The 13920-nt window shown below is 46.4% G+C and carries 13 protein-coding genes and 2 tRNA genes; 11 read left to right on the forward strand and 4 right to left on the reverse strand.

Annotation, left to right across the window (positions count from 1 at the left end):
* The first annotated feature begins 28 nt into the window (after positions 1-28).
* Genes AC9UCN_RS01155 through AC9UCN_RS01165 form a run of 3 tightly spaced genes read left to right on the forward strand, consistent with a single transcriptional unit; the run spans position 29 to position 2686 of the window.
* Entirely contained in the window at positions 29-847 is an 819-nt protein-coding gene (locus AC9UCN_RS01155; RefSeq protein ID WP_509522997.1) for a transketolase, read from the forward strand.
* The gene (locus AC9UCN_RS01160; RefSeq protein ID WP_509522998.1) at positions 847-1773 is read left to right on the forward strand and encodes a transketolase family protein; all 927 of its coding nucleotides are present in this window, start codon (positions 847-849) and stop codon (positions 1771-1773) included. The genes AC9UCN_RS01155 and AC9UCN_RS01160 overlap by 1 nt, the downstream gene beginning before the upstream one ends.
* Before the next feature lie 49 nt (positions 1774-1822).
* Positions 1823-2686: an alpha/beta fold hydrolase gene (locus AC9UCN_RS01165; RefSeq protein WP_509523000.1), complete on the forward strand. Its 864-nt coding sequence runs from the start codon at positions 1823-1825 to the stop codon at positions 2684-2686.
* Here the strand turns inward: AC9UCN_RS01165 and AC9UCN_RS01170 are convergent.
* Positions 2683-3018, reverse strand: a complete 336-nt coding sequence (locus tag AC9UCN_RS01170; RefSeq protein ID WP_509523002.1) for a GNAT family N-acetyltransferase — start codon at positions 3016-3018, stop codon at positions 2683-2685. The genes AC9UCN_RS01165 and AC9UCN_RS01170 overlap by 4 nt on opposite strands.
* Between AC9UCN_RS01170 and AC9UCN_RS01175 the strand changes: the two genes are divergently transcribed.
* Positions 3017-3877 (forward strand): DNA-methyltransferase, encoded by an 861-nt coding sequence (locus AC9UCN_RS01175; RefSeq protein WP_509523004.1) that lies wholly within the window; start codon positions 3017-3019, stop codon positions 3875-3877. The two genes, AC9UCN_RS01170 and AC9UCN_RS01175, sit on opposite strands and share 2 nt — an antisense overlap.
* Here the strand turns inward: AC9UCN_RS01175 and AC9UCN_RS01180 are convergent.
* The 3 genes from AC9UCN_RS01180 to AC9UCN_RS01190 are packed head-to-tail and all read right to left on the reverse strand — an operon-like array spanning position 3862 to position 7200.
* The gene (locus tag AC9UCN_RS01180) at positions 3862-4620 is read right to left on the reverse strand and encodes an FkbM family methyltransferase (RefSeq protein ID WP_509523006.1); all 759 of its coding nucleotides are present in this window, start codon (positions 4618-4620) and stop codon (positions 3862-3864) included. The genes AC9UCN_RS01175 and AC9UCN_RS01180 overlap by 16 nt on opposite strands.
* 38 nt (positions 4621-4658) lie before the next feature.
* Entirely contained in the window at positions 4659-6224 is a 1566-nt protein-coding gene (locus AC9UCN_RS01185; protein ID WP_509523008.1) for an ABC transporter permease, read from the reverse strand.
* Between the two features lie 16 nt (positions 6225-6240).
* The gene (locus AC9UCN_RS01190; protein ID WP_509523010.1) at positions 6241-7200 is read right to left on the reverse strand and encodes a thiamine ABC transporter substrate-binding protein; all 960 of its coding nucleotides are present in this window, start codon (positions 7198-7200) and stop codon (positions 6241-6243) included.
* Between the two features lie 227 nt (positions 7201-7427).
* On the opposite strand from AC9UCN_RS01190, the gene pheA reads away from it, so the two are divergent.
* The 7 genes from pheA (at position 7428) to AC9UCN_RS01225 (ending at position 13888) form a co-directional block, all read left to right on the forward strand.
* On the forward strand, positions 7428-8378 hold the full coding sequence (pheA, locus tag AC9UCN_RS01195) for a prephenate dehydratase (protein WP_509523011.1): 951 nt from the start codon (positions 7428-7430) through the stop codon (positions 8376-8378).
* Between the two features lie 47 nt (positions 8379-8425).
* Positions 8426-9694: a serine--tRNA ligase gene (gene serS / locus AC9UCN_RS01200; protein WP_509523013.1), complete on the forward strand. Its 1269-nt coding sequence runs from the start codon at positions 8426-8428 to the stop codon at positions 9692-9694.
* Between the two features lie 24 nt (positions 9695-9718).
* Complete coding sequence (locus tag AC9UCN_RS01205; protein ID WP_509523015.1) at positions 9719-10564, forward strand: HAD family hydrolase; 846 nt, start codon at positions 9719-9721, stop codon at positions 10562-10564.
* Positions 10565-10593: 29 nt separating this feature from the next.
* Positions 10594-10681 (forward strand) — tRNA-Ser (locus AC9UCN_RS01210).
* 77 nt (positions 10682-10758) lie between these two features.
* A complete protein-coding gene (locus AC9UCN_RS01215; RefSeq protein ID WP_509523017.1) occupies positions 10759-11868 on the forward strand; it encodes an LCP family protein in 1110 nt (369 codons plus the stop codon).
* Between the two features lie 65 nt (positions 11869-11933).
* Positions 11934-12024 (forward strand) — tRNA-Ser (locus tag AC9UCN_RS01220).
* A 316-nt stretch (positions 12025-12340) separates the two neighbouring features.
* Entirely contained in the window at positions 12341-13888 is a 1548-nt protein-coding gene (locus AC9UCN_RS01225; RefSeq protein ID WP_509523018.1) for an ABC transporter ATP-binding protein, read from the forward strand.
* The last annotated feature ends 32 nt before the right edge of the window (positions 13889-13920 follow it).

Below are 13920 nucleotides of genomic sequence, written 5' to 3' on the forward strand. Positions count from 1 at the left end.
ATAATTGTGAAAGAAAGAATAATCAGAAATGGCAAGTCAGGTGAACTTAACTTCGGAATCCTTGGCTCAAAAAGCTAGGGTAAGCACAATTAAGATGACCGCTGAAGCTAGCGCAGCCCATGTTGGCTCTTCGCTCTCGGTAATTGACATCCTTTCCGTTCTCTACCACGAAACAAGATTAAAGAATATTGAAAGTGAGAATAGTAAGTCCCTTATTTTTGTGTCTAAAGGCCACGCGGCCGCTGGAACATATGCAGTAATGGCTCATTCTGGGTGCTTCCCACTCGAGTGGCTTGACTCATATTGCAAGAATGATTCTCCACTGATTGGTCACGTAAACAAGAGAGGAGTTCCTGGGGTAAATCACTCAACAGGGTCCTTGGGCCACGCACTTCCATTTGCAGCTGGCAAAGCACTGGCTGCAAAAATACAAGGAGAGCAAACAAGGTTCTTTGTAGTTCTGTCCGATGGTGAATGTGACGAGGGCAGTAACTGGGAAGCAGCCCTAGTTGCCTCTCATTTAGTTTTGAAGAACCTGACTATCCTCATCGACAGAAATAGGCTTCAATCACTCAAGAGCACTGAGGACACTGTGGCCCTAGAGCCGTTTGCTGACAAATGGAAGGCATTTGGCTGGAGTGTGGACGTAGTAAATGGACATGACCATGAATCAATTCGCACTGCAGTTTTTGGGGATTACGAAAACCGCACAACCCCCAAAGTTGTTATATGTGAGACGACAAAAGGGTATGGAGTTTCATTTATGGAAAATTCTGTAGCGTGGCACTACAAACCACCATCGGGGGAGTTTCTTTCTCTAGCACTAGAAGAACTTGGTGAAACATAGTGAGAGACGCATTCATACGGAAGCTAGAGGAAGTAGCAAGAGCAAACAGTAATGTGTTTTTACTAACCGGGGACTTGGGCTTTGGCGTAGTGGAGAATTATGCAGAAGAATTCCCAAATCAATTTTTGAACGCTGGAGTTGCCGAGCAAAACATGATGGGAATGGCAGCAGGACTCGCTGATTCAGGGAAATTACCTTTTGTTTATTCAATAGCAAACTTTCCCACTTTTCGGTGTCTTGAGCAAATCAGAAATGATGTTTGCTATCCAGACCTCCCTGTAACCGTAGTGTCAATAGGAGCCGGGCTAGCCTATGGAACGCTTGGATATTCTCACCACGCGGTGGAAGACCTTGCCGTAATGAGAGCTTTGCCTGGAATGAGAGTATTGTCACCTTGTGACCCGCAAGAAGTCGAAGCGGCTGTTGAACTAATTGTTCAGGAACCCTCACCAACCTACTTAAGACTAGGTAAGAATGCTGAGCCAAAAATTGGTCCAGATAGAGGGCACGTGCTTAAGCCAACCTACACGCTTCGCGACGGAGAAAAATTGCTTGTGTTAGCAACAGGCTCAATTGCGGGAGAAGCACTTAAGGCCGTTGAGGAGTCCAAAACCCAATTACTTGCTGGAGCAAAGGTGGTTTCAGTCCCGGTCATTAAGCCAATGGATCTTTCTGGCCTTGAGTTAGAAAGTTTCGAATATGTTGTATCTGTAGAGGAACACTCACTAGTTGGTGGTTTTAATACGGCTATTTTTGAATACCTTCGAGGCAAAGGGCAAACAAAAAAGATTTTGGGAATTGGCCTGGCGGACGAATTGCGACATGACTCAGGATCTGCTGAACACCTTCGGAGCCTGGCTGGGATAGACAGCAATGGGATTCAAAACAAAATTTTGAATTTCCTGGAAGATGAGAAAAGAGTTTGACTCACTGCGTTACCAAAACCCAATTACTTATAGAGACAGGATTTGCATTGTGACAAATTTACCTATAGAAAGAGCCTTCACAGATCCGTTTAGCGTAGACATTGTCTTCTATGAGTGGCCCGTAGCCAACCCCAGAGCCGTTGTTCAAATAGCTCACGGGCTAGGCGAGCATGCCAGGCGCTATGACCAGATGGCTGCGGTTCTAAACAGGGCAGGCTTTAGCGTTTACGCTGACGATCACAGAGGCCATGGCCAAACCGGCCTTGGCCAAATAGAGCGTAAGCAAATAAAAAAACTTGGAAACCTAGGGCAAGGTGGCATGGATGCTACTTTCAAGCAAGTCCTAGATTTTTCAAAGCTCATCAAGTCTGAAAACCCAGGCAAGCCACTTGTTTTTCTTGGGCACAGTTGGGGTTCATTTATCGTGCAAAAAGTCATAAACAAATCGTCAGATTTGTATGACGCGGTTGTGCTCTCAGGTAGTGCGCTAACCATGCCTGGTTATCTAGCAACAGGAGATTTCAATAAGGTTTGGAAGAAGCTACCTGGATCAACCGGTTATGAGTGGCTTTCAAGAGATGTTGAAGTTCAGAAGAAATTTGTTGCTGACCCGCTAACTTTCCTAGCTGCAGCTATGCAAGTTTTTGGCGTTGCCAACTCTTTGAAATTGTTCGGCACTCCATCAAAAAATGTCAGAAGTGATCTTCCAATTCTTGTCCAAGTGGGTGAAGCCGATCCAATTGGCGGTGAGTATTCCAACAAGGCACTTGTAGAGGCATATCGAAAGAAGTCCGGGATCAAAGATATTGAGCTATTTATCTATCACGATGCCCGGCACGAGATTTACAACGAGCTAAACAAGGACGATATTCTCCAAGATCTAATCAAGTGGATTAACATACGAATTGGTTAGTTTGCTTCTCTCCTAGGAAGTTTGCACGCGGCAACAGCTTCCTCGATTGAACCCTTCAGTAAGTCATGGGTGTCAGGGTGACGTTGCATGTAGGTAACAACATACGAGCACACTGGGACAACCTTGTCCGTTGAGTTTTGAAGCATGTCCAAAAATGCTTCACGCATCAAAATAGCGGCATAGTTCTTGCCTTGATGCTCGGGGTTTACTTCGGTATGAACAAAATGCCTCTCACCGGGTATACGGCTGTAATCAGCAAATCCAACCCGATCATCTCCTAGCCAGAGTTCATAGCGGTTGGCCTGCTGGTTGTGTTCAACTTTTGGTTCCATGGCTGTTAATCTACTTCCTATGGTGAGTTTGGAAAACACCCTCTACTTGGGCGACAATCTAACCGTTTTGAAGCTAATCCCCAACTCTTCAGTTCAACTTGTATATATTGACCCGCCTTTCAATACTGGCCGAGAGCAACAGCGATCGAAGGTAACCACCAAGAGAAACAACGCAGGTAACCGGATTGGATTCAAGGGAGAGCGCTACGAGACGGTCAAATCCACGGTCCTGTCCTACGACGATCAATTTGCCAACTACTGGGAGTTTCTAGAACCAAGAATCGAAGAAGCGTTTCGGGTTCTAGTCAATTCAGGAACTCTCTATTTGCACCTGGATTATCGCGAAGCCCATTACGCCAAAGTGTTACTCGATTCCCTGTTTGGACCAGATTGCTTTTTGAACGAAATCATCTGGGCCTACGACTATGGAGGAAAGTCCAAGAGTCGATGGCCCGCCAAGCACGACACGATTTTGGTTTACGTAAAAGACTCAAAGAACTACTACTTCAATTCCGAGGAAGTAGATCGAGAGCCCTACATGGCTCCAGGACTTGTTACGCCAGAAAAGATTGAAAGAGGAAAACTACCCACAGACGTTTGGTGGCACACCATTGTCTCCCCAACAGGTAAAGAAAAGACAGGTTATCCAACCCAAAAGCCAGTTGGGATTCTAAGAAGAATCATTCAGGCAAGTAGTAAACCAGGAGACGTTGTTTTGGACTTCTTTGCAGGCTCTGGAACCACTGGTTTTGTGGCTAATGAACTAGGCAGGAGATTTATCCTGGTAGATCAAAACCCTGAATCAATTCAGGTTATAAAAGACCGCCTACCTAAAAGCAGCTTTCAGTTTGTGGGCTGAATGTACCAATCGTCAAAATCTGACAAATCTGCATGAATTTGCTGGTATCCGTTAGCCAACAGTAAACTGTTGATCTTTTCTCGGGTGTCTGCAAAATTGTGCTCAACGCAAATTGCACCAAACCGGTAGCTTTGGAAATCAAAGTTTTTCAGGATTTCAAACTCGCTGCCTTCAGTGTCAATTGAAAGAAACTCAATGTATTTTGGGGCACCATGTGATACCAAGAGATCTTGCAGTGAAATTGTCTCTACTTCGTAAGAAGAAGTAGTTCTTTTTAGTAGCCCGTGACTATTCGGTTCCGCATACTCACTAATTGCTGATAACTCGCCTAGATAATTTTCTGAAAAGCTAATCTTCTGGCCAGAGGCCGAGTAAACACAACGAGTGTCTATTGTGCAGTTTCTATTTTTCCTTAAGGCCGGATGCCAACTTTTACTCGGTTCACAAAGAATTCCCGACCAGCCGAACTGTTTTTCCAGAATATGACTATTACTTAGCGCCACCCCGTCTGCGGCTCCAAACTCAACAAAGAATCCGGGATTTTTCAAGCCCGTGACAGATAGAGCGAGAATATCCTGTCCAAGTTGACTCTTTGAGTGTCGAAGGAGCTTGTTAACCTGAGCCCTTGAGATTTCCTGCCCCGAGCCCCAGATTCTTTGAATGAGCGTCTTCTTGGTCTTGGAGCTAATTGAATAGCCAAGTGCCAGAAGGACCTTGGCGGCAAGCTCTTTGATTATAGGCACCAGAAGAATCTACCAGCCGCAGATAATTTACATAGTCCTTACGACGACAGCTTCTCTTTCGGAACCCTAGAGACTAAAAACACAACAACAGCGCTTAGAACAATCAAGATCGCGGAGACCGCCATTGCCATTCCGTAGTTTTGATCCCCTGGCCTAGAAATCAACCTAAAGAGCAAAGTGGGAATTGTTGCCTGCGAACCGTTGGCTAGGAAACTGCTTGCACCAAACTCCCCAATTGAAATAATTGCCGCAAAGCCAAGAGATGTAAGTAGAACACTTCGTATCATTCTTGATTCGATAAATCTCCAACTCTGCCAGCTTGTTGCCCCGTCTAACTGAGCTTGCTCAATTGGTTCTCTTCCAAGAGACACAAGTGCTGGGTGAACTAAACGAATGACCATAGGAAGAGCGATAAGCGCTTGAGCTAGAGGAACAATTAGCCAGCTCGAACGTAAGGGAAACCACGAAGCATCAAATGACACCAAAAACCCAAACCCCAATACAACACTTGAAACACCAAGCGGAAGTAGAAACACTAGATCCAGTGAGCGGAATCCGGTTCTAGTAAGTAACCAGGAAATAAGTGTTCCCAACACAAAAGCGATTACGGCTGCAACCGCCATGTTTCGCAATGAATTCGCGGCCGCATGAATAAAAGTAATGTTTAGAAGATTCCTGGCTCCCCGAGTTCCAAGATTCACAAAATTATCAAAACCAAAGTTGCCACTAACTTCAAAGGCTCTAACTAGCACAAGCAACAAGGGCATTGCTAATAAACCCACCCAGATGACAACGCTTGTTGCAAGTGCCAACAAATCTCTGCGATCAACCTTTGGCTTTCGTGACCCCTCAAATACCTGCTCGAGACCAAAGCTACCCTTGGCAAGTTTGGTACCCACCAAGAAAGCGAAAGCGGTTATCAGGGTCTGAACTAAGACCAACGCGGCAGCTAGCTCAAGATCTAGTCTCTGGGTTGCGGCAAAGTAGATCGCAGTTTCAATGGTTTGTACTTGCCCACCTCCAAGAACCAGAACAATGCCAAAAGATGTTGCTGAAAAAAGAAAAATCAAAGCTGTTGCCGAATAGATGGCTGGCTTGAGCTGGGGCAGAGATATCGCGACGAGTGTTTTGACCCTTCCGGCTCCATCAAGCTCAGCGGCTGCTTCGATGTCAGCATCAATGGTTGCCCAGACCCCGCCTATGGTCTTGACGGCTATGGAGTAGTTCACAAATACGTGGGCCGCAATAATCCAATAGACCGGATCTGCAAGGAAAGTAAGCCCAAGCCCTTGGTAAAACTCATGGAAATTTCGAAACACCGTGAACCCAACCGCCACCACGATGCTTGGCAGCACAAAGGGCACGGTTATCAGGGCTCTAACAAGTTGCTGCCCAGGGAAAGACCTTCTATATAAAAGGTATGCACCGGGGATCGCGATTACTACGGTAATGACCGTCGACAATGCAGCCTGCCAGATTGTGAACCAAACAACCTCTAATATCTTTGGCTCAACCAGTCTCGCTAACCAGTCACCAGATAATCCAAGCAGCGAAACTTCAGTGACCGGCCAGTAGAAAACTAGCCCGACAAAAACGAGGGGCACCAACCACAGTATTTTTCTAGTCAAAGATTACAGACCACTTGTCCTGCCAGCTAACTCTGTTATTTGCAATATCCAAACTTTTACCAATCGTGGATTTAGCTGGTGGACCAAACTGCGCCCATTCGGTAGGTACAACTGCTTCGGGATTCGCTGGATACACATACATGAGTCCCGGCATTGTTGACTGAAAAGAAACCGACAGTAAAAACTCAACAAGTTCTTTTGCTCCCGCAGGATTGCTTGCACCCTGCAAGATGCCAACGTACTCAATTTGTCGGAAGCACTCATCTAGAAGCGGCACAGTTTGAGAGATCCCATCTTCTCTAACCTCTGCAGCTGGTGAGGAGCTATAGCTAAGAACAACAGGGTAGTTTCCTTTACCTGCGGAACCAGAGAACTCAGTAAAGTAAGCCTCTTCCCAACCAGTAGCAACTTTGACTTTGTTATCTCTTAGCTGTTGCCAGAAAGCCTCGAAACCGTCTTCTCCAAAAGCAGCAACTGTGGTTGCCAGAAAAGCAAGACCCGGGGAAGAAGTCAGCGGATTACTAACTACCGTCAGACCTTCATAGGCCGGCAAAGTTAGATCTCTCCAGCTAGTAGGTGGAGTTAGATTGTTTTCTTCAAACCAAACCCTGTCGTAATTGAAGCAAACATCCGAATAGGTCACTTCCGATAGAGACCCGTAAATGAGGGTGTTTTCATCGGCTATACCCCGGAAGGTGTTGTCTATTCCAAACACCACATCTCCAATAGGAGAGTCTTTGGTCAATACAAGCCGGTTAGTTACGCTACCTGCATCACCGGCTCTAACGATCTCGAGCTTGAAGCCTGATTGCTGTTCAAACTCTGCTATTGACTCATCCGAGATAGCAAATGAGTCGTGGGCCACCAGGGTCACGACCTGGGCCTGTGTGGTTGGTGCGCAGCCTGTGAAGATCAAGACTGCGCTTAGTGCTAGAAGTGCGATTCTTTTCATTTCGTGCCCCTTACGTGTAACTAGTTGGGCACGGGATTTATGAGTGTCCTCCCTGCGCTGGCATTACCCAAGATCAGGTTCGACGGTCGAAGACTATAAAGTCTCCCTCTCAGTCTGGTTTCACCAAACTCCCGTGTTGACTCCAATTCTAGAGTCATTTTTGCTCGCGGTAGCTTTTTTTCCGTAGCGACCTACCCAAGGCGGTGCTTGGGGATTAACCTTTATACATGTCACCTGAGCGCAACAAGCAACCAGCGAAAGCTTCCTACGCCTTCCTTGGACCAGCAGGAACTTTCACCGAAATCGCACTTTCGCAGATCAAGCAGGCAAAGGGAGCAAAGCAGGTTCCTGTGAACCATGTCGCCGACGCAATTGAACTTGTTTTGTCTGGAAAAGTAACCAGAGCGGTTGTTCCAGTTGAAAATTCGATTGAGGGTGGGGTATCAGCAACGCTTGATGCCCTAGCTGGAACAGAACTGATTCGAATCTATGGAGAATACCTAGTGCCAGTTACCTTCAACTTGGTAGCCAGGCCGGGAACAAAACTTTCTAGCGTAAAGACCATAGCCACCCACCCGGTTGCCTATGCACAGAGCAGAAAGTGGTTACTCGAGAAACTTCCAGGTCACGTGCACCTTCCAACTACTTCGACTGCTTCTGCGGCCAAGGATCTTTTGCAAAGCGCCTACGCTGATGCGGCAATAGCCGCACCAACAATCACGAACCACTTCAAGCTCACTACTCTCGCGAAGAATATCGGTGAGAACAAAAATGCACAGACCAGGTTCATTCAAATTGGCCTTGCGGGGGATTTATCTAAACCAACCGGAGCCGATAAGACCTCTGTAATTGTTGAGCTACCTACCGATAGACCAGGATCGCTTCTTGAGATGCTTGAGCAATTTGCTACTAGGGGTGTAAACCTAACGAGAATTGAATCACGGCCAATTGGGGACAGGCTAGGTCGTTATCGATTTAACATCGATGCCGAAGGGCACGTGTTGGATGACTCAGTTGGCGAGGCTTTGGCTGGTCTTCACAGATTCAGCCCTAAAGTCATTTTCTTGGGTTCATACCCCAGAGCAGACAAACAACAGACTGCTCCATCTGGAAATAACTCAAATGGGCAATACGGTGAAGCTAAGAAGTGGCTGGAAGCCATTCGCAAAGCTCGTTAGTAACGCAACCTAAACTAGCTTTGCCCCTTGGCTTGTATTCTTGAAGGGTGATCGACCTAAATCTCCTCAGAGAATCCCCAGATGCCATCAAGGCATCTCAGCGTGCCAGAGGTAGAGAAGAATCACTAGTTGACCAAGCGGTCGATGCCGACGCAAAGCGCCGGAAGGCGCTCGCAGACTTTGAAACCCTAAGGGCTGAGCAAAACGCTCATTCCAAGCTAGTTTCCAGCGCTTCTAAAGATCAAAAAACTGAACTAGTAGCAGCAGCTCAAGACCTAGCGAGCAAAGTGAAGGCTGCTAATGAGTTAGCAAATACCGCCTCTGAAGAACTCGATGCGATCTTATGGAAAATCGAAAACGTAGTGAACGAGGGTGTTCCTCCTGGGGGCGAGAAAGACTTTGTTGTCATCAAGGAAGTGGGGATGAAACCCACGTTTGATTTTGAACTTAGAGATCATGTTGCCCTCGGCGAATTACTTGACGTCATCGACATTGAACGAGGAGCAAAGATCTCGGGTTCTAGGTTCTATTTCCTAAAAGGCATGGGTGCCAGGCTCGAGCTCGCTCTAATGAACTTGGCCTTAGATCTTGCAACTAAGGCTGGCTTTACCGCGCTGATTACGCCAACTCTTGTTAGACCCGAGATTATGGCAGGAACTGGTTTTCTTGGCGAGCACGCGGATGAAATCTATTACCTTCCAGCAGATGATTTATACCTCACCGGAACAAGTGAAGTTGCTCTTGCTGGATATCACCGAGATGAGATTATTGACCTAAATGACGGACCGCTTAGATATGCAGGTTGGTCAACCTGCTATCGAAGAGAAGCTGGTAGTCACGGAAAAGACACCAGAGGAATTCTTAGGGTTCATCAATTCAACAAGCTTGAAATGTTTAGTTACATCAAGCCAGACCATGCTGAGCAAGAGCATCAAAAACTCTTAGCTTTTCAAGAGCAGATGCTTCAAGCTTGTGAGCTGCCTTACCGAGTGATTAGCACAGCAGCCGGTGACCTTGGCTCATCGGCCGCAAGTAAATACGATGCGGAAGCTTGGGTTCCAACTCAAAACAATTTCCGTGAGTTAACTTCCACTTCAAACTGCACCACTTATCAAGCCAGACGGCTAAACGTTCGCTATAGAACCGATGATGGTAAAACAGCCATAGCTGCAACATTAAATGGAACTCTTGCCACAACCAGGTGGCTCGTCGCAATTTTAGAAAATCACCAGCTCGCTGATGGTTCGGTGAAGATTCCTGCTGCTTTGAGGCCATACCTTGGTGGAGAAGAACTAATCCTTCCCAAGAACGCATAAAAAGAACCCAACAGCGAATCCAACATGCAGAACCTTTCCCCAAGTGACCGATGGCTTATCGGTCTGGACATTGACGGGACTCTGGTTCATGACGATGGGTATCTTTCTCCAAACGTTGCCAAAGAAGTAAGTCGCGTTAAGGACTTAGGCCATGAAGTTATCGTTGCAACCGGCCGCTCTGCCCCAAACGCCGTCCCAGTAGTCAGAGATCTTGGGATTGAGCAAGGCTTCGTCGTAAGTTCAAATGGAGCCGTGACAGTTGAGCTAGATAAACAGCATCCAAGAGGGTTCAAGATATCTGACGTGATTACCTTTGAACCTGCCGAAGTACTAACACAGCTAATCGAACATTTACCTCAGGCACACTTCGCCGTAGAAGATGTCGATGGAAGCTATCGCTTTCATCGACCCTTTCCCTCTTTTGCCCTTGGAGACCAAAACTTCGAGACTCCGCTTGACGAACTTATGCACCACCCAGTTAGCCGAGTTGTCGTATTGTCGCCCGAGCACGACGTTGATGAATTCTTGGGTCTGATTTCAAAGATTGGATTGTCATCTGTAAGTTATGCGATTGGTTATACCGCTTGGTTAGACATTTCCCCACAAGGTGTCACTAAGGCTAGTGCCCTAGAAGTGCAGCGATCTCGATTAGGCATCGAAAAAAGTCAGGTTCTAGTAATGGGCGATGGAAGAAATGACATCGAGATGTTTGAATGGGCCAAGAATTCTGGTGGACTAGCATTTGCCATGGGTCAAGCCCCCAAAGAAGTCCAAATGGCTGCAACAGATGTGACCGCATCAGTTACAGATGATGGAGTTGCGCAGGTTCTTGCAGGCCTCGAGGGTTTTTTGTTTTCCAGGCGCCGCTAGTAGTCGGCAATTGCTATAAACTCCTTTACGGAGGTCTGTCCGAGCGGCCGATGGAGCTGGTCTTGAAAACCAGTGAACAGCAATGTTTCGTGGGTTCGAATCCCACGGCCTCCGCCATAGAAGCTGAGAGTTTCCAGAGCTTGACCGAAAAAGTTTTGCTTTTGAATAGACTGGAAACTTAGATGTAGCTCGGGATGGGAAGTAAGTTGTCTGATAATTTACCAAACTTCTCTACACGCAGAGTAATCAGGCCTCCTGCAGATCCAAAGAAATTCCCACCAAGACACGGAGATCAGAAGCCACCCGCTCCAGGCAGAAAGTATGTCCGATGGGCATTCAAGGGCTTGGCCGTTGTCGCAGGAGCTGCAGTAGCAGCAGCGGGAATTTCGGCTTTTGATATTTACAACAAACTAAACCAAGACAACATTGTTTTGTCTACCAGCGGCGAAGTCGACCTCGAAGACTCAATCAATTTTTTGCTTATCGGATCTGATACCCGAGACGGTCAGGGCAAAGAATATGGCGAGGGAGAAGTATCCTCCGAGCTGGCAGACGTCATCATTTTGCTACACATCACAAAAGATAGACAGGATGCAACAGTAGTTTCTTTCCCTAGAGACCTATTGGTTTCCGTGCCTGAGTGTCCGAATCCAGAAGGAGGGGTTTTCCCGGCACTTGACAGTCAGCAAATAAACGCAACTATCTCTAGAGGCGGAGTAGCCTGTACGCACCTAACGATTCAAGAACTTACAGGTCTAGAGATTCCGTTTCTTGCCATGATTGACTTCAACGGCGTGATTGAAATGTCAAACGCCGTTGGTGGTGTTGAGGTAACTATAGATCAAGACATCTCAGATGACTACTCAAAGTTTTATATTGATGCCGGTACACACACCCTGAAGGGCAAAGAGGCTCTTGGCTTCTTAAGAACAAGGCACGGTTTCGGGGACGGTTCTGACCTAGGTCGAATCTCAAATCAACAAATGTTCCTCATGTCCCTGTTCGACAAGATAAAGCAAGATGGAGTTCTTAACAACCCGGTTGCTCTTTACAGTCTTGCCAGTTCTGCCGCAAGAAACATGAAGCTATCCGAATCAGTTACTGATCTCGATACAATGGTGACCCTGGCTGGGGCACTTAGGAAAGTTGACACCTCGCGCATGATTTTTACGGCAGTTCCGACTTATGCATTGGGGGGAGCCGATAATGGCCGCCTCGCTTTACTTCCAGATGAGGCAGCTGAGCTTTTTGATCAAATTCGGAATGACATCCCTGTTGTTATCAAGCCAACCCCAAGTCCCTAAAGGGATAACCCTTACTACTTTCCAATTGGCTGCAATGTTAATTGGGCTAAACTCATAACGTTCTCGGAGACGTCGCATAGCCCGGTCGAGTGCGCCTCACTGCTAATGAGGTAGGGGTGTTAAAGCCCCTCGGAGGTTCAAATCCTCTCGTCTCCGCTCTCCCTCAGCAATCAAATTCAATAATCGCAATTAGACTTTGGTTATGCTCAAATCAATAAAACTCAGTATTTCTTTTATGTCCGGAATTGAGAAGCTAGTTTGGTTTGCGCTAGTGGTAGCCAGATCCACGCTCGCATTTCTTGACATTGCAGCTATTGCTGCCCTCGGTTACTTGGCAACATCCCTAGGCTCCATTGTATCCGGAGGGGTAAGCCCAACTATAGAATTTGCAGGCATAACACTCACGAGTGTTAGCAACGAAACTCTCCCGATTCTAGCAGCGCTAATTATTGGCTTATTTGTTTCTAAGTCATTGCTAAACATAGCTCTTACAGGATGGGCAGTTTTTTTCGTTGCAAAAATAGAATCAAAAGCCGCGAAGCGAATTTCGGAGATTAGATTCAACGGCAACCTTGAAGACGCTAGGAAATACTCATTAGAGGAGATGATGTACGCGGTAACACAAGGTACTTCGAGCGCTTTTAATGGCTTGCTGAATAGCGTGAATTCTGTTTTTTCCGAAGGTGTATTGTTTGTTTCCCTTATCGTCATGGGCCTCTTATTCGTAGACCCCATTGCAACACTCGTGGGACTTTTCTACTTCGGAATAGTTGCCATTTGTATTCAATTCTTTATAGGGCCAGTAACTCTTAAGGCTCAGGTCGAAAATTATGAAAGTTCAATCAAGCTGGCCACTTCAATAAGCAACCTAATTGCGGTGTTTCGTGAACTCACTGTTTCCGGAAAGAAAGGTAAGTACGTAAGTGAAATTCATTTAGCAAAAACGAAAACAGCAAATACTGCTGCAAAAAGTGCTTTTATTGCCACATTGCCTAGGCACATTATTGAAGCTGCTCTAATAATCGGCATAGCCCTATTTTTTCTTTCACAAGTATCATCAGGAGACCTTGCAAGTTCGACTGGCACTATTGGTGTATTTCTAGCAGGTGCCTTTAGGCTTACTACCGCTCTGCTTCCTCTGCAGGCTTCATTTCTTGCAATCAAAGCAGCTCTTCCCTCTGCCAAAATCGCTCACGATATCCTCGAGGGGTTGCCGCAATTAGTAGAACGAGAAGCCAAGAGTCCAAACAGAGCTGAACAAATCAATTATATTGAGCAACCTATTGGGGCTGTATTTGAAGATGTGACATTTTTATATCCAAATTCATCTTCTCCTGCGTTAGTGAATCTGAGTTTCACGATTGAGCCGGGATCACAAACAGCACTCATGGGTCCTTCTGGCGCAGGTAAGTCTACAATCGCAGACATGCTGTGCTTACTCTTAACTCCTACATCAGGACGTGTCTCCCAAATTACCAATTCATCGAAACTCGAACTTTTGATTGGCGGTCGCGTGAGCTATGTTCCTCAAAAGCCTGGAATGATCTCCGGAACGATTTTGGAGAATGTTGCTTTGGGAGTCGAGCCAGAAAGTGTTGACCGTGACGAGGTAATTTCCGCACTTGAAGCCGCTCATCTTGGAACGTTAATCAAGGAGTTGCCTGAAGGAATTGAAACCTCACTTGGTAAATTGAAAGACAGCTTGTCTGGGGGCCAAATGCAGCGACTTGGACTTGCTCGTGCTATTTATTCGAAGCCGAACCTGCTGGTGATGGATGAAGCCACCTCTGCCTTAGACGCAGAATCAGAATCAGAAATTCAAAAAACCCTTGAAGAAATGCGCGGACGGGTCACTGTAGTGGTAATCGCTCACAGGCTGAACACAATACAGCACGCAGACAAAGTGATTTTGCTTGAGGACGGAAAAGTCAGTGATTCGGGAACCTTCAAGGAGTTAATTGCCAGAAATCCTTCTGTTGAAAAGGTTGTAGATCTTATGAGAATTGATGAGGGCGACTAGCCCAAATCATTCGGTTGGGATTGCTTTGGTCA

Origin of the sequence: Rhodoluna sp. (assembly GCF_036721215.1) — a bacterium.
In the GTDB taxonomy this organism is placed as follows: Bacteria; Actinomycetota; Actinomycetes; order Actinomycetales; family Microbacteriaceae; genus Rhodoluna.